Source organism: Mesorhizobium sp. NPDC059025 (genome assembly GCF_042739655.1).
Taxonomy (GTDB): domain Bacteria; phylum Pseudomonadota; class Alphaproteobacteria; order Rhizobiales; family Rhizobiaceae; genus Mesorhizobium.
On record NZ_JBHYIM010000007.1, the window covers coordinates 125,972 to 145,708 of the forward strand.

At 62.3% G+C, this 19,737-nt stretch carries 19 protein-coding genes and 1 tRNA gene; 11 read left to right on the forward strand and 9 right to left on the reverse strand.

Annotated features, from left to right (window positions below; genetic code table 11):
- Positions 1–61: 61 nt before the first annotated feature.
- Entirely contained in the window at positions 62–700 is a 639-nt protein-coding gene (locus ACFWYE_RS18170; protein WP_379113286.1) for a hypothetical protein, read from the forward strand.
- 50 nt (positions 701–750) lie between these two features.
- Here ACFWYE_RS18170 and ACFWYE_RS18175 read toward each other — a convergent pair whose 3' ends face one another.
- From ACFWYE_RS18175 to ACFWYE_RS18190, 4 genes are all read right to left on the reverse strand, one after another.
- A complete protein-coding gene (locus ACFWYE_RS18175; RefSeq protein WP_379113287.1) occupies positions 751–1,428 on the reverse strand; it encodes a hypothetical protein in 678 nt (225 codons plus the stop codon).
- A gap of 127 nt (positions 1,429–1,555) precedes the next feature.
- Positions 1,556–1,630, reverse strand: a tRNA-Glu gene (locus tag ACFWYE_RS18180).
- A gap of 133 nt (positions 1,631–1,763) precedes the next feature.
- Positions 1,764–2,171, reverse strand: coding sequence for a VOC family protein (locus tag ACFWYE_RS18185; RefSeq protein ID WP_379113288.1), 408 nt, complete (start codon positions 2,169–2,171; stop codon positions 1,764–1,766).
- A gap of 5 nt (positions 2,172–2,176) precedes the next feature.
- Positions 2,177–2,557, reverse strand: a complete 381-nt coding sequence (locus ACFWYE_RS18190; protein ID WP_379113290.1) for a fimbrial protein — start codon at positions 2,555–2,557, stop codon at positions 2,177–2,179.
- A 26-nt stretch (positions 2,558–2,583) separates the two neighbouring features.
- Here ACFWYE_RS18190 and ACFWYE_RS18195 point away from each other — a divergent pair, with 26 nt between their 5' ends.
- Positions 2,584–3,627, forward strand: a complete 1,044-nt coding sequence (locus tag ACFWYE_RS18195) for an RluA family pseudouridine synthase (RefSeq protein ID WP_379113292.1) — start codon at positions 2,584–2,586, stop codon at positions 3,625–3,627.
- Between the two features lie 204 nt (positions 3,628–3,831).
- Positions 3,832–4,743 carry an RNA polymerase sigma factor RpoH gene (gene rpoH, locus ACFWYE_RS18200; protein ID WP_129412898.1) on the forward strand — a complete coding sequence of 304 codons (912 nt, stop codon included), beginning with the start codon at positions 3,832–3,834 and terminating at the stop codon, positions 4,741–4,743.
- An 82-nt stretch (positions 4,744–4,825) separates the two neighbouring features.
- Here the strand turns inward: rpoH and ACFWYE_RS18205 are convergent, their stop codons facing one another.
- The 4 genes from ACFWYE_RS18205 to ACFWYE_RS18220 all read right to left on the reverse strand — a co-directional run bounded on the left by ACFWYE_RS18205 (position 4,826) and on the right by ACFWYE_RS18220 (position 7,546).
- A complete protein-coding gene (locus ACFWYE_RS18205) occupies positions 4,826–5,698 on the reverse strand; it encodes an MBL fold metallo-hydrolase (RefSeq protein WP_379113294.1) in 873 nt (290 codons plus the stop codon).
- Positions 5,699–5,847: 149 nt separating this feature from the next.
- A complete protein-coding gene (locus ACFWYE_RS18210) occupies positions 5,848–6,507 on the reverse strand; it encodes a peroxiredoxin (RefSeq protein ID WP_379113296.1) in 660 nt (219 codons plus the stop codon).
- A 370-nt stretch (positions 6,508–6,877) separates the two neighbouring features.
- The gene (locus tag ACFWYE_RS18215; protein ID WP_379066158.1) at positions 6,878–7,258 is read right to left on the reverse strand and encodes a cell division protein ZapA; all 381 of its coding nucleotides are present in this window, start codon (positions 7,256–7,258) and stop codon (positions 6,878–6,880) included.
- A 15-nt stretch (positions 7,259–7,273) separates the two neighbouring features.
- Complete coding sequence (locus ACFWYE_RS18220; protein WP_326894503.1) at positions 7,274–7,546, reverse strand: DUF4164 domain-containing protein; 273 nt, start codon at positions 7,544–7,546, stop codon at positions 7,274–7,276.
- 257 nt (positions 7,547–7,803) lie between these two features.
- Between ACFWYE_RS18220 and tkt the strand changes: the two genes are divergently transcribed.
- The 7 genes from tkt to ACFWYE_RS18255 all read left to right on the forward strand — a co-directional run bounded on the left by tkt (position 7,804) and on the right by ACFWYE_RS18255 (position 17,360).
- The gene (gene tkt / locus ACFWYE_RS18225; RefSeq protein WP_379113298.1) at positions 7,804–9,795 is read left to right on the forward strand and encodes a transketolase; all 1,992 of its coding nucleotides are present in this window, start codon (positions 7,804–7,806) and stop codon (positions 9,793–9,795) included.
- Positions 9,796–9,953: 158 nt separating this feature from the next.
- The gene (gene gap, locus ACFWYE_RS18230) at positions 9,954–10,964 is read left to right on the forward strand and encodes a type I glyceraldehyde-3-phosphate dehydrogenase (RefSeq protein ID WP_379113300.1); all 1,011 of its coding nucleotides are present in this window, start codon (positions 9,954–9,956) and stop codon (positions 10,962–10,964) included.
- Between the two features lie 191 nt (positions 10,965–11,155).
- Positions 11,156–13,054, forward strand: coding sequence for a potassium/proton antiporter (locus ACFWYE_RS18235; protein ID WP_379066149.1), 1,899 nt, complete (start codon positions 11,156–11,158; stop codon positions 13,052–13,054).
- A 203-nt stretch (positions 13,055–13,257) separates the two neighbouring features.
- On the forward strand, positions 13,258–14,454 hold the full coding sequence (locus ACFWYE_RS18240; RefSeq protein ID WP_379113302.1) for a phosphoglycerate kinase: 1,197 nt from the start codon (positions 13,258–13,260) through the stop codon (positions 14,452–14,454).
- 260 nt (positions 14,455–14,714) lie between these two features.
- On the forward strand, positions 14,715–15,629 hold the full coding sequence (locus ACFWYE_RS18245; RefSeq protein ID WP_379066143.1) for a fructose bisphosphate aldolase: 915 nt from the start codon (positions 14,715–14,717) through the stop codon (positions 15,627–15,629).
- A 151-nt stretch (positions 15,630–15,780) separates the two neighbouring features.
- Positions 15,781–16,542 carry a DUF899 domain-containing protein gene (locus tag ACFWYE_RS18250; RefSeq protein ID WP_379113304.1) on the forward strand — a complete coding sequence of 254 codons (762 nt, stop codon included), beginning with the start codon at positions 15,781–15,783 and terminating at the stop codon, positions 16,540–16,542.
- Between the two features lie 89 nt (positions 16,543–16,631).
- Positions 16,632–17,360 (forward strand): SGNH/GDSL hydrolase family protein, encoded by a 729-nt coding sequence (locus tag ACFWYE_RS18255; protein WP_379113306.1) that lies wholly within the window; start codon positions 16,632–16,634, stop codon positions 17,358–17,360.
- A gap of 12 nt (positions 17,361–17,372) precedes the next feature.
- Here the strand turns inward: ACFWYE_RS18255 and ACFWYE_RS18260 are convergent, their stop codons facing one another.
- Positions 17,373–17,534: a hypothetical protein gene (locus ACFWYE_RS18260; protein WP_165358142.1), complete on the reverse strand. Its 162-nt coding sequence runs from the start codon at positions 17,532–17,534 to the stop codon at positions 17,373–17,375.
- Between the two features lie 226 nt (positions 17,535–17,760).
- On the opposite strand from ACFWYE_RS18260, the gene ACFWYE_RS18265 reads away from it, so the two are divergent.
- A complete protein-coding gene (locus tag ACFWYE_RS18265; RefSeq protein ID WP_379113308.1) occupies positions 17,761–19,668 on the forward strand; it encodes a propionyl-CoA synthetase in 1,908 nt (635 codons plus the stop codon).
- Positions 19,669–19,737 lie beyond the last annotated feature (69 nt).

The window sequence follows — 19,737 nt, forward strand, 5'->3', positions numbered from 1 at the left end:
GGCGGTGAAATCGGTCCTCAACTTTTTTGCTCTCTAAGCGTCCGAGAGGTCCTGCCGCGTAATGCCCACCGACAGCCAGTACATTCTCGAAAGCATCGAGCAGGGATGCGCGACGCTTACCGATGACGAGTTCGCCATCGACAGGCTGGTAAAGTATTTCGGCAACGGGAGGATCCGGTGGCACGTCGAATTCCGCGGGCATCGCATCGAACTGACGACGGGTCAGATCAAGAAGCAGACGACCTTCCGCAGGAAGATCCTCGAACAGGCCGGTGTGCTGCCACCGCAGCGTGCGGGGGCCACCTACCGGCGATGGGCACTCGACCTGAGGAAGAATGCCATCGAGCTTCCCTGGCGCGAGAGGCCGGTCGATCCCGGTTTCGCCATCGACAGGCTCACCAGCCACGGAGATGGGCGCTGGACGGTTGAGTACCAGGGCAAGTCAATCAAGTTCACGACGACCAAACTGCGCAGGCAAGTCAGTTTCCGCAAACGCATGCTGGCCAAGGCCAAGGTACTGCCGCCCCAACTGGACGCGGGTGCCTATCGGAAGTGGATGGACTGGCTTATTCAAAACGCCTCCGAGTCTGTGCCGTCGGCTGGCGATGCCTCGATGACGGAGAAAAGCTGGCTTGACGACCTGCCGGAGCTGGCCGGTTGGAAAGATGAGGCACCGCCAGGCGGCCACCTCGTGGACTGATGCCGACATGGGAGTCCTTCAGGGAGAGCTCCGCCAGGCCGCTTCACCGGTCAGCTTTGGCGATGGGGATCGTCGGGCTCGAACGTGCCGCCCATGCCAGCACCCATCCCGCCCATGCCCATTCCGCCGCCTCCGCCGCGACCGGCACCACTCTCCCGGTCACCCTTGCCCCTGCTGGTCCCCGATGAAGGCCGGGTCGGGCCTTGCATGGGTATCTCGAGATCGGACGGGATAGGGTCGAGGCTCAGCGCCTCGCGAATGAAATCGCGCAGCGAGACGACGAGCTCGTGGATGTGGGCCGGACGCCCCGCGATAAGTTCTCGTATTGCGCGCTCGGCCAACCGAACCTGTGCTTCGGTTCCAAGCAGAAGGATGTCCGACAGGGCTGCTTCGACAGCATCACGAATCCGTCTTGTCCGCTCGGATCCCGTTACACCGCTATCCGCCAGTTCGCTTTCAGCGTCTCCAGCGGACTGGGCACGTCGCTTCAAATCACGCAGGTGGGTTGGGTCGACGGAAAGATTGCCCGTAAAGGATCCGCCCAGCGTCTTGTAGGCAGCGATCAGGACGCGCAGGCGCTCGTTGATCTGCCGGTTCATGCGCTCGCGGCGCTGCTGGATCGTCATCATCATCAGCAAGCGAATGCCCATGCTGATGAGCGTGAACAGCGCCAGCCCAATGAATGTGACGAGGACGCTATGCCAGGAACTGAAATCCAGATTGTGCAAATGCGCCTCCGTAAGACAGGGCAGCAGAGCAGATCGACAACAGCGATCTAAATTTGTTTCCCCACTTTCACAACATTGCAAAGGCGAAAGCAGTGAAACGTCTACGACAACGAAGCATCGGAGAGGTTGGTACGCCCAAGGGGAATCGAACCCCTGTTTGCGCCGTGAGAGGGCGCCGTCCTGACCGCTAGACGATGGGCGCAGCCGAGAACCGGCGATATAGGCTGGCCCGTCCGAAAAAGCAACAGGCTGAAACGGCAAGTTTTTGGTGCCTTCCCGGTCCGGCCAGCATTGTTTCGGTGCAGTGCAGCCCGGACAACCGCTTCGGCAGCACCCTATCGCTTCGGCTCGATCAGATCCCAGAGATTGCCATGGAGATCGGCGAACACGGCAACCGTGCCGTAGGGCTCATGGCGCGGTGCTTCACGGAATTCCACGCCGCGCGCCTGCATGGCGGCATGGTCACGTGCGAAATCATCGGTCTCCAGGAAGAAGGCGACACGGCCGCCGGTCTGGTTGCCGATGCTCGCCGCCTGCCCTGCCCCGTCGGCCTTCGCGAGCAACAGCCGCGCCCCGCCGCCATTTTGCGGTTCGACCGTCACCCAGCGCTTGCCGCCGCCGAGGTCGAGATCGGACCTCAGCGTGAACCCGGCGCGGTCGACATACCAGCGGATCGCCTCGTCATAGTCGGCGACGACCAGCGCGACCGTGGCGACACTGCGCTCAGTGGCGAAGTCGCTCATGATGGCTACTGCAGACGCAGCGTGTAGCGGCCGATCATGCGCCGTTCTGCTATATCATAGACGAAGATCGCGCGGCTGCCGTCAGCCAGTTCCGCCTCGATCGACAGGCGATCACCCGACAGCGACTGCGACACCACCTTAGCGCCGACCGGCAGCACGATGTCACCCGTTTGCGGCTCACCCGCTGGTGTCTGGATATCACCGGCGATCGGCGCCGCCGGCTTGGCGGTGTAGGATTTGTAGACAAGCGCCGCCACCACGACCATAAGGGCGAAGAACAACAGGCCAAGATTGACGACCATGAAGCGGATCAGCTTCCTACGCAGCTTGTCCACATTCGGATCGAGCGGCTTGTCTTCCTCGTCATCGGCAAGGGGCCGGGCCATGGGCGATCTATTCCGGAACTGTTTCGATGGCCGCACCTGATAACGAAGACACCGAGGAAATGATAGGGGCGGCGCCGATCGCGCTGAAAGCCGGCGAAGATGCAGCCGGCCAGCGCCTCGACCAATGGCTCGCCGCGCAGCTGGCGCCGGAGCTGTCTCGCAGCCGCATCCAGGCGCTGATCAAGCAAGGGGCAGTCCGCATAGCTGGCCAGCGGGTCGACGAGGTCAAACGCAAGCTCGCCGCGGGCGACGTGATTTCCGTGGCGATGCCGGAACCGGAACCGGCGGAGCCGCAGGGCGAGAATATCCCGCTCGACGTTCTCTACGAGGACGACGCGCTGATCGTCATCAACAAGCCGGCAGGCCTGGTCGTCCATCCTGGCGCCGGCAACTGGACCGGCACGCTGGTCAACGCCCTCATCCACCATTGCGGCGCGAGCCTCTCCGGCATCGGCGGGGTCAGGCGGCCGGGCATCGTGCACCGGCTCGACAAGGACACCAGCGGCGTCATGGTCGTGGCCAAGACCGACCATGCCCATCGCGCCCTCTCCGAAGCGTTCGCCGACCATGGCCGCACCGGTGACCTGCAGCGTGCCTATGTCGCGCTGGTCTGGGGTATCCCGCCGCGCCCGACCGGAACCATCGACGCACCGCTCGGCCGCGCCGCCGACCGGGTTCGACGCGCTGTCGTGCCGGAACATCGCGAGGACGCCCGCCATGCCGTCACCCACTACACGGTCGAGGAACGCTTCGGCGAAGGGCAGGACAAGTTCGCCTCCGCGAGCCTTGTCGAATGCCGGCTTGAAACCGGCCGCACGCACCAGATCCGCGTGCATATGGCGCATATCGGCCACCCGCTGGTCGGCGATCCTGACTATGGCCTGGCCTTCCGCACCAAGGCCAACCGCCTGCCGGAGCCGCTGAAGAGCGAAGTCGCGGCGTTTCCCCGCCAGGCCCTGCATGCACGCCTCCTTGAATTCAGCCATCCCGATACCCATTTGACGATGAGGTTCGAGGCGCCGATGCCCGGGGACATGGAGGATCTGGTCGGCGGCTTTCGAAATCTCTGAACCTGCCACCAAAAAACCTGACTCGTATTGTTCACTTCACACTGTTCACTTCCCAGTGACACACTGTTTCACCTTGAACAAATACGTGGATTTTCCGGGTTTGTTCCGGTATAAATTGTCTAAACGCGATCGTGCCATCAGGCAGGCGCGTCACATGCCCGCCGCGTTTCGGGGGCAGTCCTAAAAGAGAGGAGGGCGCAGTTCATGGCCCAGTCACTACCCAGTATCGTTTCCGGTGAAGGCGGCCTCAGCCGCTACCTGGAAGAAATCCGTCGCTTTCCGATGCTTCAGCCGCAGGAAGAGTACATGCTCGCCAAGCGGTACCAGGAGCATGAAGACACCGGCGCCGCCCACAAGCTGGTCACCAGCCATCTCAGGCTCGTGGCCAAGATCGCCATGGGCTATCGCGGCTACGGCCTGCCGATCGGCGAAGTCATCTCGGAAGGCAATGTCGGCCTGATGCAGGCCGTCAAGAAGTTCGAGCCGGAGCGTGGTTTCCGGCTGGCCACCTATGCCATGTGGTGGATCAAGGCCTCGATCCAGGAGTACATCCTGCGCTCGTGGAGCCTGGTCAAGATGGGCACGACCGCCAACCAGAAGCGCCTGTTCTTCAACCTGCGCAAGGTGAAGGGCAAGATCCAGGCGCTGGACGACGGCGACCTGAAGCCGGACCAGATCACCGAGATCGCCACCCGCCTCAATGTTTCCGAGGAAGAAGTGGTGTCGATGAACCGCCGCCTGTCGGGCGACGCCTCGCTCAACGCGCCGATCCGCGCGACCGAGGGCGAGAGCGGCGAATGGCAGGACTGGCTGGTCGACGACCACGACAGCCAGGAAGACATGCTGATCGAGCAGGACGAACTGGACAACCGCCGCCAGATGCTGGCCGGCGCCATGTCGGTCCTCAACGATCGCGAACGCCGCATCTTCGAGGCACGCCGCCTCGCCGAGGAGCCGCTCACGCTGGAAGAACTGTCGGCGGAGTTCGACATCTCCCGCGAACGCGTGCGCCAGATCGAAGTGCGCGCTTTCGAAAAGGTGCAGGATGCGGTTAAGGCAGCGGCCAAGCGCCAGGCCCAGGCGTTGCGCACCATCGACGCGCAGCCGGCCGCCTGACGGTTCTGACAGTCACATGAAAAACGGCGCCGGGAGACCGGCGCCGTTTTTGTTTGCCCAATGTTGCCCGCGACTTGGGCAGCTACAGCCCATCCAGCGGAAACTTCAGATACCGCCTGCCGTTCGCTTCCGGCTCGGGCAGCCGGCCGCCATTGATGTTGACCTGCAGCGCATGCAGGATCAGCCGCGGCATCGGCAGGGTTTTGTCGCGCGCCTCGCGCAGGGCCACGAAATCGGCCTCGCTCGTCGGGCTGCGGACATGGGTGTTGCTGCGCTTCTGCCCGGCGACCGTCGTTTCCCATGCCGCGTCCCGCCCACCCGGCTGATAGTCGTGACCGACGAACAGGCGTGTCGTGTCCGGCAACGCCAGGATGCGCTGAATCGAACTCCACAGCCGCACGGCGCTGCCACCGGGAAAATCGGCACGGGCCGTGCCGCTGTCCGGCATGAACATGGTGTCATGGATGAAGGCGGCATCTCCGGCAACATAGGTGATCGACGCCAGCGTATGGCCGGGCGAGAACAGCACCGTCACCGGCAGTGAGCCGATATGGAAGATTTCACCGTCGGCGAACAGCCGATCCCACTGCGAGCCGTCGGCGCGAAACTCCGGCCAGTTGTAGATGGCCTTCCACAGGGCCTGGACGTCGACGATCCTGTCGCCGATCGCGGTGGGCGCTCCGGTCTTCTCTTTCAGATAGTGGGCGGCGGAAAAATGATCGGCATGCGGGTGGGTGTCGAGGATCCATTCCAGCTCGAGCCGGCTTTCCTCGATGAAGGCGAGCAGCGCATCCGCATTGCCCGTAGAGACAGCACCCGACTTCTCGTCGAAGTCGAGAACCGGGTCGATGATGGCGCAACGCCGTGTCGCGCCATCCGCCACCACATACTGAATGGAACCGGTGGGCTTGTCGTAGAAGCCGGTTACCTGTGGCCTGGCCAAGGATGCATCCAACTGCGCCTCCCACATCGTTCATCTGGAATGGTTTTCCAATCCGGGATCGATGAAGAGTACGATTGTCTGCGAAGGCCAAGCCGTCAAGCACAGGCTTCTCACAAATCGTTCAGGCGCGAAAATGCGCGGGCAACCGCTACGGAGTGGCTTCAAGCCCCCGGCTGCTTGGTCTTCCTGAGATAAGGCAGGATCGTGTCGAAGGCGCCGAAGCGCTTGATCGCATCTTCGTTGGAGACGGCGGCGGTGATGATGACATCGTCGCCCTGCTTCCAGTTGGCCGGCGTTGCCACCTGATGTTTGGCGGTGAGCTGGATGGAATCGATCACGCGCAGGATCTCGTCGAAATTGCGCCCGGTGGTCATCGGGTAGGTCAGGATCAGCTTGATCTTCTTGTCGGGCCCGATCACGTAGACGGAGCGCACCGTGGCGTTGTCGGCGGGTGTGCGACCATCGGAACTGTCACCCGCCTCTTCCGGCAGCATCTCATAGAGTTTGGCCACCTTGAGATCCTTGTCGCCGATCAGCGGATAGGCGACGACATGGCCGGTCGCGGTCTTGATGTCGTCCTGCCACTTGCCATGGCTTTCGACAGGATCGACGGAAATGCCGATGATCTTGACGTTGCGTTTCTTGAACTCGCTTTCAAGGCCAGCCATGGTGCCGAGCTCGGTCGTGCAGACCGGTGTGAAGTTCTTCGGGTGGCTGAAAAGCACCGCCCAGCCGTCGCCGATCCAGTCATGAAAATGGATCGAACCCTGCGTGGTTTCGGCTTCGAAATCCGGCGCGATGCTGTTGATACGAAGGCTCATGGCGTACCCACCTCTTTGAAACGCGTTGAATGGCGTCTGCCGGCTGCGCACCGGCAATCATCGCATCTTCCTCCAAAAAGAGGCAGTTAGGGAGGTGAATTTTGCCGCACCCCGCCGGGCAAACTGGAAAATAGTTTCTCTGGCGCAGGACCAGGGCAATTCCGGCACAGGCGCCTGGCCGTTTTGCGTCCGGAATTGCGTCAAACAACAAGCTGGAAAATTTCCGCTTTCCACGAAAAGCGGAAATGCTTTCACCGCGTCAACTGTCTGCTAGAGCGTTTCCATTTTTCACGGAAACGCGGAAACGCTCCAAGTTTTTGTTTTCGTCGCATTTTTGTAACGCCAAGTGATTCCACTTGGCTACAAAATGCTAGGAAGGGCTTTCGGTGGCCTTGCGCGGCGCAAGCGATGCCGCGAGATCTTCCATGCGCTGTGCCAGCGAGCCAAGCGCGCCGGTGAGAGCCTGGTCGTTCTTGTCTGCCTTGGTCAACGCCTCGTCGCGGGTCTTGCGCAGGGTCAGGACCTCACTCTCCATGCCCTTGATGCGTTTCTGCACCTCGGACAATTCATCCATGACCATGATGCCGGCCATGACGGTGAGCCGCTGGTCGCCGATCTCGCCGAAGGAATCCTTCAGATGCGCGACATAACGATCGAAGCGCTCGGCAAGATCGATCAGGTGTTCTTCCTGGCCCTCGTCGCAGGCCATGCGGTATTGCTTGTTGTCGATGGTGACAGTGACCTGCGCCATGCCGGATCTCCTGCGCTATCTGTCGAGCACTGCGCGGATGGTTTCCATGGCGGTCACCAGCCGGCGCGACACTTCCTTGTTGGCGTCCTCGAGCCGTTCGGCCCGCGCTTCGGAATTGTCGAGTTCCTGTGCCAGACGCGAACGGTCGGCGTTCATGCGCTGGACCTCGGCCTCGGCTTCGGAATAGTCGCGTTCGCTTTCCAGCTTCGCGGCGACGGCATCCTCCAGCCCTTCAATGGCCTTGCCCAGCCTCGCTATCACTTCTCTAAGGGTCGTTTCCCCGGTCATGGCCTTCGTCCTCAGCCCGTGCCCATCACCGAATCGCTCGCGTTCAGAACGCGTTATTCGTGAAACATTAGGCGGCGTGTGAAGGCCGCGTCAATAAAGCCGCCTCTCCTGTCCCCCGCTAACGCCGAATTGATGAGGCCACGGCGACATTTTCCTTGACGAGAAGCCTATTAAATCGATTTAGGTTTTATTGACTCAAGCGGCTGGCCTGCTATGTGTCCCGGCATCTTTTTCCGAACCGAACGGCTGGAGGAACCATGGTTTCGCGTGAACAACATGACCGGATGGCCAATGCGATCCGCTTTCTGTCCATGGACGCCGTCGAGAAGGCCAATTCCGGCCATCCCGGCCTGCCGATGGGCGCTGCCGACATTGCGACCGTCCTGTTCACACGGTTCCTGAAGTTCGACGCCAAGAACCCGCACTGGCCGGATCGCGATCGTTTCATCCTTTCGGCCGGCCATGGCTCGATGCTGCTCTACTCGCTGCTCTATCTGACGGGCTACGAGGATATGACCATCGAGGAGATCAAGAATTTCCGCCAGCTGGGTTCCCGCACCGCCGGCCATCCCGAATACGGCCACGCCTCGGGCATTGAGACCACCACCGGCCCGCTCGGCCAGGGCATCGCCAATTCGGTCGGCTTCGCACTCGGCGAACGCATCCTGAATGCCGCCTTCGGCAACGACCTCGTCGACCACTACACCTATGTGCTGGCCGGCGACGGCTGCCTGATGGAAGGCATTTCCCAGGAAGCGATCTCGCTCGCCGGGCATCTCAAGCTGAACAAGCTGATCGTGTTCTGGGACAACAACAACATCTCCATCGACGGTCCGGTCACGCTGTCCGACTCCACCGACCAGGTCGCGCGTTTCCAGGCCTCGGGCTGGAATGCGATGCATGTCGACGGCCACGATCCGGAAGCGATCGCCTACGCCATCGAAGCCGCCCGCCATTCCGACAAGCCGACGTTGATCGCCGCCAAGACCACCATCGGTTTCGGCGCACCGACCAAGGCAGGCACCAACAAGGTGCACGGCTCGCCGCTCGGCGCCGAAGAGATCGCCGGCGCGCGAAAGTTCTTCAATTGGGAATCGCCGCCTTTCGAAATTCCGTCCGACATCCTTTCGGCCTGGCGCACCGCCGGCGAAGCCGGCGCCAGCAAGCGCACGGAATGGGAAGGCCGCCTTGCCAAGACCGATGCCAAGCAGCGCGCCGAGTTCGAGCGCCGCAACGCCGGCAAGCTGCCGCAGGATTTCGACGCCGTCATCGCCGACTACAAGAAGAAGCTGGCTGTCGACAAACCGAAGGTTGCCACCCGCAAGTCATCCGAAATGGCGTTGGAAGTCATCAACGGCGCGGTGCCCGAGACCATCGGCGGCTCAGCCGACCTGACCGGCTCCAACAACACCAAGACCAGCCAGACCAAGGCGATCACGCCGAACGACTACGGCCAGCGCTACGTGCATTACGGCATCCGCGAACTCGGCATGGCCGCGGCCATGAACGGCCTGACGCTGCATGGCGGCATCATCCCCTACGGCGGCACCTTCATGTGCTTCACCGACTATGCCCGTCCGGCGATGCGCCTTGCCTCGCTGATGGGCATCCGCTCGATCTTCGTGATGACGCACGATTCGATCGGCCTCGGCGAAGACGGCCCGACCCACCAGCCGGTCGAACATCTGGCCGCCCTGCGCGCCATTCCGAACCACCTCGTCTTCCGTCCGGCTGATGCCACAGAGGCCGCCGAGTGCTGGCAGCTGGCGCTGGAATCGGAGAAGACACCGTCGACGCTGGCACTGACCCGCCAGAACCTGCCTGCCGTGCGCACCGAATATGTGGCAGAGAATCTCTGCGCCAAGGGCGCCTACGAGCTGGCAGCGGCTGAAGGCGGTGAAGCCGCCGTCACCATCTTCGCCACCGGCTCCGAAATCGAGATCGCGCTCGGCGCCCGCACCCTGCTGCAGGGTCATGGCCACCCGACCCGCGTCGTCTCCATTCCCTGCTTCGAGCTGTTCTTCCAGCAGGACGAGGCGTATCGCGCGAAGATCATCGGCAAGGCCAAGGTGAAGGTCGCCATCGAAGCCGGCATTCGCCAGGGCTGGGACCCGATCATCGGCACCGACGGCATCTTCGTCGGCATGACCGGCTTCGGCGCTTCCGGCACGATCGAACAGCTCTACAAGCATTTCGGCATCACCGCCGAGGATGCGGCCAAGGCGGCGGAAGCCCGCCTGCACGCTTAGCAATGTCTTCCCGGCGGAGCGATCCGCCGGGCCGTTTCGTCGCACCAGACGACTGAAACGATTAGCCTACAGGCCGGGCGACTGGATATTTTAGCCGCCCGCCTTTATTGAGGCGGCGGACCTTTCATCCGCCTTTTTACGCTCCCCGGGAGAAACACATGACCGTCAGAGTTGCCATCAATGGGTTTGGCCGTATCGGCCGCAACATTTTGCGCGCCATCTACGAGTCCGGCCGCAAGGACATCGTCGTCGTTGCCGTCAACGACCTCGGCCCGGTCGAGACCAATGCCCACCTGCTGCGCTACGACAGCGTTCACGGCCGTTTCCCGCACGAGGTGAAGGTCGATGGCGACCAGATCATCATCGGCAATGAGAAGATCAAGGTCACCGCGGTCAAGGATCCTGCCCAGCTTCCCTGGAAGGAACTCAATGTCGACATCGCGCTGGAGTGCACCGGCATCTTCACGTCGAAGGACAAGGCTTCGGCGCATCTGACCGCCGGCGCCAAGCGCGTGATCGTCTCGGCTCCGGCCGACGGCGCCGACCTCACCGTCGTCTACGGCGTCAACCACGACAAGATCACCAAGGATCACATCGTCATCTCCAACGCCTCCTGCACCACCAACTGCCTGGCGCCGGTGGCCAAGGTGCTCAACGACGCCTTCGGCATCGAAAAGGGCTTCATGACGACGATCCACGCCTATACCGGCGACCAGCCGACGCTCGACACCATGCACAAGGACCTTTACCGCGCGCGCGCCGCGGCGATGTCGATGATCCCGACCTCGACCGGTGCCGCCAAGGCTGTCGGCCTGGTGCTGCCGGAGCTCAAGGGCAAGCTGGACGGCGTTTCGATCCGCGTGCCGACCCCGAACGTCTCGGTCATCGACTTCAAGTTCGTGGCCAAGAAGCCGGTCACCGTCGAAGAGGTCAATGCCGCGCTGGTTGCCGCCGCCGACGGTTCGCTCAAGGGCATCCTCGCCTACACCAAGGATCCGCTCGTTTCGATCGACCTCAACCACGACGCGCATTCCTCGACCTTCGCGCTCGACCAGACCAAGGTCATCGAGGACAATCTGGTGCGTGTCATGTCCTGGTACGACAACGAGTGGGGCTTCTCCAACCGCATGGCCGACACCGCAGTGGCCATGGCCAAGACGATCGCCTGATCGCAAGCTTCGTTTGCTTTTCCAAACGCCCGGCTCTGCCGGGCGTTTTTCGTTGGAGCGTCCCGGAGCCAAAAAAGCATGAAAGTCAGCGTGCTAGGTCAAAAAATCATCGTCACGCCTTGCACCGGCCATGTCTTCGCCCCACTCTCCCGTAAAGCGGAAATCAGTGAAGGGTGAGGGACAAAGACCGGATGGAGCATGCGATCTATCTCGCGACGCTGATCGGCACCGGACTGGTGGTGGCCGCCGCGTTCTCGAGCCTTATCGCCTTCCGTTTCGGTGCCCCGCTGTTGTTGCTCTTCCTGGGTATCGGCCTCGCCACGGGCGTCGATGGGCTGGGCATCGCCTTCGACAATGCCAGGGTCGCCTATTTTGTCGGTTCCCTGGCCCTCGCCGTCATCCTGTTCGATTCCGGCTTCGGCACGCCTTTGAAAATCCTGCGCCAGGCTGCGGGGCCAGCGCTTTCGCTTGCCACCATCGGTGTCGTTTTGACCACCGCTGTCTTCGGTGTCGCTGCCTTCTATCTGCTCGACCTGAACTGGCTGGAATCCTTCCTGCTTGGCGCTTCGGTCGCCTCGACGGATGCAGCCGCGGTCTTCTTCCTGCTGCGCGCAGGCGAGATCAATCTTCGCGAGCGCGTGCGCTCGACGCTGGAAGTGGAGTCCGGCACCAATGATCCGATCGCCATCTTCCTCACCATCACGCTGGTCGAGGTCATCGCGGCAGGCGCCAATCCCGAAGCACCTGTACTGCTCGCCGACCTTGCTCTCGGCTTTGTCCTCAACATGGGACTGGGAGCAGCGGCCGGCATTGTCGGCGGCATGGCCATCGTGCGTCTGGTCGATCGGCTCAATCTCGACCACGGCCTTTTGCCGATCTTCGTTCTGACCCTTTCCCTGATGGTCTTTGCGGCGGCCGGCGCCATCGGTGGCTCCGGTTTCCTCGCCGTCTATCTGGCCGGCCTTGTCGCCGGCAATTCCGACATCCGTGCCGTCACCATCCTGAAACGCTTCCAGGACGGCATGTCCTGGCTGGCACAGATCATCATGTTCCTGGTGCTCGGCCTGTTCGCCACGCCGTCGCAGTTCCCGGCAATCCTGCTGCCGGCCATTCTGCTGGGCCTGTTCCTGATCTTCATCGCACGTCCCCTGGCCGTGTGGCTGTGTCTTTTACCGTTCCGCCTGCCGCGCCCCGAGGTGGCCTTTATCTCGTGGGTCGGTTTGCGCGGCGCCGTCTCCATCCTGCTCGCCATCACCCCGCTGCTGGGCGGCCTGGAACATGGCCGCGTGATCTTCAACGCCGCCTTCATCATCGTGCTGGTGTCGCTGGTGGTGCAGGGTTGGACAGTTGGACCACTGGCCCGTCGCCTCGGCCTCATCGTTCCCGCCCGCATCGGCCCGCTCGACAAGGTCGAACTCGAATTGCCCGGCTCTGCCCATCACGAACTGCTCGCCTATCGTGTCGTCGCAGGCAGCCCGGTGGCGCGCGGCGAGCGCATCCCGCGCTGGGCACGGCCTTCGCTGGTGGTACGCGATGGCCGTTCCATGCGATTCCAGGACATGGGCCGCCTGCAGGCAGGCGACAACGTCTACATCTTCGTACCCGACCGCTATCCGCGCCTGATCGACAAGCTGTTCGCCAGCCGCGCGGTGGTCGACCCCGAGGACGCGGATTTCTTCGGTGCTTTCGCCGTCGACCCCGCGCGACCAGCCGAGGAACTCGAGCTGGCCTATGGCCCCGGCCTGACCGAGGAAGAGCGCAAGCTCACCATCGGTGCCCTTGTGACGGAACGGCTCGACGGGCACGCCGAATATGCCGATCGCGTCTCGCTGGGATCGATCGAATTGATCGTGCGCGACGTTGACGACAAGGGCCGTATCACCAGCCTTGGCCTTTCCTTCGAACCGACAGCGCCGGTGGCCAAGGTTCCCGTCTTCCTCAGCGGCGGCGAGCTTTTCGATCGCATAGCCGGCTTCATCCGCAACCTGCGCAAACCCGCCAGATCGGAGCCTGCTGCTGAAAACGAAGGTTCAGCAGCAGGCTCCGGCGAAGCTGTTCGCAAAGACGACGACGCCAAGCAGCCGGCCTGACGTCAGCTTATGGCGAGATATTTTCCGCCATGCAGTCATGCGGTCTTGCATCGCCGATTTTGGCCGGTAAGGTCCGGCATCTTTTCGCTGGAGCGTTTCCGTTTTCACGGAAATGTGGAAATGCTCTGACACTTCGTTTTTTCGCAATTCCGGACGGAAAACCGTTACACACTTTTCCGCGAATTGCTTCTGAAGGGACCCGCATGGCTGGCTTCAAGACACTGGACGACCTCAGCGACGTGAGCGGCAAGCGCGTCCTGGTGCGCGTCGATCTCAACGTACCGGTCGCCGACGGCAAGGTCAGCGACCTTACCCGCATCGAACGCGTTGTGCCGACGATCCGGGAACTGTCGGACAAGGGCGCAAAGGTCATCCTGCTCGCCCATTTCGGCCGCCCGAAGGATGGCCCCTCGCCGGAACTGTCGCTGCGCCCGATCGCCAACGCCACCTCCGGGGTGCTTGGGCGCCCGGTTGCTTTCGCCGACGACTGCGTTGGCGAGAAGGCCGAACAGGCGGTGGCCGAGCTCAAGGACGGCGACGTGCTGCTCCTGGAAAACACCCGCTTCTACAAGGGCGAGGAAAAGAACGACCCGGCATTGACCGAACAGTTCGCCGCGCTCGGCGACATCTACGTCAATGACGCTTTCTCCGCCGCGCATCGCGCTCACTGTTCGACCGAAGGTCTCGCCCGTGCACTGCCGGCTTTTGCCGGCCGCACCATGCAGGCGGAGCTGGAGGCCCTGGAAAAAGGCCTCGGCGCACCGGTGAAGCCGGTCATCGCCATTGTCGGCGGCGCCAAGGTCTCGACCAAGATCGACCTGCTCATGAATCTGGTGAAGAAGGTCGATGCCCTCGTCATCGGCGGCGGCATGGCCAACACCTTCCTCGCAGCCCGCGGCACCGATGTCGGCAAGTCGCTGTGCGAGCACGATCTCGCCAGCACGGCCAAGCAGATCATGATCGAGGCGGCAACCGCCGGCTGCGCCATCATCCTGCCGGTGGACGGTGTTGTTGCGCGCGAGTTCAAGGCGGGTGCTGCCAACGAGACCGTCGCCATCGACAACGTGCCGGCAGATGCCATGATCCTGGATGTCGGCGAAAAGACCGTCGAGGCCGTCAATCAGTGGATCGATCGCGCCGCCACGCTGGTGTGGAACGGCCCGCTCGGTGCCTTCGAGATCGAGCCCTTCGACAAGGCGACCGTTTCCGCAGCCCGGCATGCGGCTGCCCGCACCAGGGCCGGCAAGCTTGTGTCGGTGGCTGGCGGCGGTGATACGGTCGCCGCGCTCAACCATGCCGGCGTGGCCGATGACTTCACCTATGTCTCGACCGCTGGGGGGGCCTTCCTGGAATGGATGGAGGGCAAGCCGTTGCCGGGTGTCGAGGTGCTTAAGGCCTAGCATCGGATCCCGGACTGAAAGCCGGCGAACCAGTCGACAGACCTTTCAGATCCAGGCCTCGTGGCAAAACAAGGAGATAAGCGGAATTGCGATCCTCGTGATTGCATTCCGCTTTATCGTTTTTGCTCGTCTTACCTCTTGCGGGCTGAAACACTTCCACATCGCAAGTGATATCTTTCAATCGATTCAAGGTTTTTGCTGGCATTCCATCGCAAAAACTCTTCTGATATTCGCCCGGGCAGACAATCAGGAGGCAATAGATGAGTGGTGAGATGAACAAGGACATGGCTGCGCAGGCCGCACACAAGGACGGCTTCATTGCAGCGCTCGATCAGTCGGGCGGTTCCACGCCAAAAGCGCTCAAGCTGTACGGCGTCGACGAAAGCGCCTGGTCGAACGACGCCGAAATGTTCGACCTCGTTCATCAGATGCGCGCGCGCATCATCAAGTCGCCCGCCTTCACCGGTGACAAGGTCATGGGCGCGATCCTGTTCGAACAGACGATGGATCGCGACATCGATGGTACACCGACCGCACAGTATCTCTGGGAAAAGCGCCATGTCGTGCCCTTCCTGAAGATCGACCAGGGTCTGGCCGAGGCTCAGGATGGCGTCAAGCTGATGAAGCCGATGCCGACCCTCGACGCTCTGCTGAAGCGTGCCGTCGCCAAGGGGATTTTCGGCACCAAGGAACGGTCGGTGATCGACGCGGCGAACCCCAAGGGCATTGCGGCCGTCGTCGACCAGCAGTTCGAAATCGGCAAGCAGGTGCTGGCGCATGGCCTCGTCCCGATCATCGAGCCCGAAGTCACGATCTCGATCCCGGACAAGGCTGAAGCCGAGGACATCCTGCTTGCGGAAATTCGCAAGCATCTCGACCAGGTGCCGGCCGGCAAGCAGGTCATGCTGAAGCTGACGCTGCCGACCAAGCCGAACCTCTACAAGCCGCTGGTCGACGATCCGCGCGTCATGCGTGTCGTCGCCTTGTCCGGCGGCTATTCGCGCGATGACGCCAATGCCAAGCTGAAACAGAACGATGGCATCATCGCCAGCTTCTCGCGCGCCTTGACCGAAGGTCTGTCGGCTGGCCAGAGCGACAGCGAATTCAACACGGCTCTGGGTTCGGCGATCGACAGCATCTTCGAGGCATCGCGTGCCAAGAAGGCAGCTGCCTGAGACAACGGCAATTGTTTTTCGAAACCCGGGCCACGCGCCCGGGTTTTTTTATTCTGAGCAGAGCAAATCCCGCCAGCCGAAATATTTGACTACAGATGTCGAAATGGACGCTCTCCATACGTCCTTGGGCGATGGGGAAAGGAGTAGATCCATGTCCAAGCGCAAGATCGTCCCGCATGACGAGTGGTTTCGTGCCCACAAGGAACATCTGAAACGCGAGAAGGAACTGACACGCCTGCGCGACAGGATCGCCGTGGAACGGCGCGAATTGCCGTGGCTGAAGATACGGAAGGACTACGTCTTCGAGACCGGGTCCGGGCCGAGAGACCTCGCCGACATGTTCGGCAACAACAGCCAGCTCATCGTCTATCATTTCATGCTGGGACCGGGCGGCAACCACTATTGCGAAGGCTGTTCGTTCCTGTGCGACCACATCGACGGCGCCAACCAGCACCTGCGCCACCATGACGTGTCCCTGGTGGTCGTGGCACGGGCCCCGCTTGCCGAACTGCTGCCGTTCCGGAAACGCATGGGCTGGAAATTCGACATGGTGTCGTCCTACGCAAGCGACTTCAACTTCGACATGCAGGTGTCCTACACCGACAAGCAGATCGCGGCCGGCGAGACCATCTACAATTTCGAGACACGCCCGATCACCATCCGCGACCTGCCGGGCATCAGCGTCTTCTTCAAGGACGACGCCGGCAATATCTTCCTCACCTTCGTGTCACGGGCACGCGGCGGCGAGCCGCTGATCACGACCTACGACTATCTCGACATGACCCCAAAGGGCCGCAATGAAAACGGCCCCTATCACGGCATGATCGACTGGGTGCGCCTGCACGACGAATACGAGGACACCACGACAGCAGAAGGCAGTTGTTGTCACCAGAGCGGAGAGTATTCGGGCTGACGCAGCGGCAAGAGGCTAAGCGCAGGCTGCCTATTCATCTGTCGCCTGTCCTGCGCTAAGGCTTGGTTGGTAATCGCATCGAGCTTGACATGTCCCGTATCGCCGCCCTGCTTACCTGGTTCGCACTGCCCGTCTATGTCTGGCAGGGCATTGGCGTGCGCCGCAGGACCACGCGCATGTTGCCGGCCTCAGGTCCGGTCATGCATGAGATAACCGGCAGGAAGCCGCCCCTCTCCCTTCTGGTCCTGGGTGATTCCTCCGCCGCCTCGGTCGGCATCGGCCGTTCCGAGGATGGTCTGGCGGCGCAACTGGCCACGTTGATCTCCGAGCAGACCGGGCAAGCCGTGCGCTGGCGCGCCGCCGGATTCAACTCGGCGACGTCGGGCCAGATCCGCGATCACGTCCTGCCCAACCTTTCGGCAGATGCCTGGACCCACATCGTGCTTTGCATCGGCACCAACGACACCAAGAATTTCCACTCGGTCGCGCGCTTCAAGAAGGAATTCGGCGGGCTGCTCTATGCCTTGCGCGCCAAGTGGCCGGAAGCACGGGTGGTCTGGTCGCCGGTGCTGGAATTCACGCGCGCGCCGGCGATGCCGTCGCTGCTTGGCAAGATCCTGGAAATCCGCGCCCAGGAAATGAACCGCATGGGCACGCGGCTGTGTTATGAGCGCGGCGCGGTGCCCGCATCGCGCTTGCCGATCACCAACCCCGAGGCAGGTTTCGCCAGCGACGGCTTCCATGCCTCTGCGGCCGGCTACCGTGCCTGGGCCGAACATCTGCTGCGCTTTGTGGTTGGGGACGACGAAGGCGCCTGACGGCACCTGTAGCTACCACTGGTGTCCGAGCAGGGCCGTCAGTGAAATGGCGGCGAGAGCGGCGACCGCAAGTTTCCAGCAATCGCGCCGGCGCCTCAGCCCTGGCAGGCCAAGCGGCTTGATGACCTGGATAGCCATCATGGCGAGAATGATGAGCGCGAGCAGCTTCGACATGGTCGCTTTTTGAGCAGGGCAGGAGCCGGCTGTCAAAGGCTGTGCGAACCTCGTCACCGCCCTTAGTCAGATAGACGCTGAGGGCACGCAGACGCTAGATTTCCTTCCACAGCAATTCCAGGAAAAGTGCATAGCGGTTTTCGGTGCGGAATTGCACACAACAAAGAGTTGGAGCGTTTTCGTGAAAACGGAAACGCTCTGGGAAGAAAGGCAGGGAGGGGACGGGATGGCCAGCCGCTACCATGGGGTCTATGCCGACTGGAAACGCGACCCGGATGCCTTCTGGGCCAGGGCGGCGGAGGCGATCGACTGGTATCGCCGCTGGGACCGTGTCTTCGATCCGCGCGAGGACGTTTATGGCCGCTGGTTTACCGGCGCCGTCTGCAATACCTGCTACAACGCCGTTGATCGTCACGTCACCGGTGGCCGCGCCGACCAGCTGGCGCTGATCCATGACAGTGCCTACAGCGGCAAGGTCACCCGCTACACCTATGCCGAACTGATGCGCGAGGTGGTGGCCACCGCTTCGGCGCTCTGGAACCGGGGCGTGCGCAAGGGCGACCGCGTCATCATCTACATGCCGATGGTGCCCGAGGCGGCGATCGCCATGCTCGCCTGCGCCCGTCTCGGCGCTGTCCATTCCGTGGTCTTCGGCGGCTTTGCCGCGCGCGAACTCGCAACCCGCATCGACGACGCGACACCGAAAGTCATCGTGTCCGCCTCCTGCGGCATCGAGCCCGGACGTGTCGTCCCCTATAAGCCGTTGCTCGACGGTGCCATCGAACTGGCTCGCCACAAGCCGGATGCCTGCCTTGTGCTTCAGCGCGAGGAACTGCGCTGCGAACTTAATCCCGGTCGCGACTTTGATCTTGCCGATCAGGTGGCGCGCGAACGCGCCGCCGGTGCCTGGGTCGACTGTGTTCGCGTCGCAGCGACCGACCCGCTGTACGTGCTCTACACATCCGGCACCACCGGCCAGCCCAAGGGCGTGGTGCGCGACAATGGCGGCCATATGGTCATGCTGCGATGGACTATGGAGAACGAGTTCGGCGTCAGGCCAGGCGAGGTCTTCTGGGCAGCCTCCGATGTCGGCTGGGTGGTGGGTCATTCCTACATCGTCTACGCACCGCTGCTTGCCGGCTGCACGACGGTGATGTTCGAAGGCAAGCCGGTCGGTACGCCCGATGCCGGCACCTTCTGGCGCGTCATCGCCGATCATGGTGTTGCAGCGCTTTTCACTGCCCCGACCGCCTTCCGCGCCATCAAGGGACAGGATCCGCAGGGGCTGCTCATACCGGATCACGACCTTTCGAAATTCCGTACCCTGTTCCTGGCGGGAGAGCGCGCCGATCCCGAGACCATCAAATGGGCGGAACGCAACCTGAAAGTGCCGGTGATCGACCATTGGTGGCAGACCGAGACCGGCGCACCGATCACGCAGAATCCGGTCGGCCTGGGCATGCTGCCGGTGAAGTACGGCTCGCCTGGCGTACCAATGCCCGGTTACGACATCCGCGTGCTCGATGATGCCGGCCATGAGCTGGCGACGGGCACACTCGGCAATGTCGTGCTGAAACTGCCGCTGCCGCCGGGTTGCCTGCCGACGCTGTGGAAGGCGGACAAGCGCTTCCGCCAGTCCTATCTCGACGAGTTCCCCGGCCATTACAAGACAGCCGATGCCGGCATGGTCGACGAGGACGGCTATTTCTTCGTGATGGCCCGCACCGACGACATCATCAACGTCGCCGGCCACCGCCTGTCGACGGGTGCCATGGAGGAGGTGCTGGCGGAACATCCCGACGTCGCCGAATGCGCGGTCATCGGCATCGCCGATGCGATGAAGGGACAGGTGCCGCTTGGGCTGGTCGTTCTCAATGCCGGGGCAATGCGCGAGGACGGTGCGGTCGAAAAGGAAGCCGTGGCGCTGGTACGCGACCGTATTGGTCCCGTCGCTGCCTTCAAGACGGTGGTCACCATCAAGCGATTGCCCAAGACGCGTTCCGGCAAGATCCTGCGCGGCACCATGCAGAAAATCGCCGACAGCGAAGAGTGGAAAATGCCGGCGACCATCGATGATCCTGCCATTCTGGAGGAGATCGCGCAGGCTCTGAAGGCTCGCGGAATAGGCGCGTAAACCGCCTTCTGCACTCCTGACAGACTGCTGTCAGGAGGGGTATGCGATGATGTCTCCATCAAATGAAGG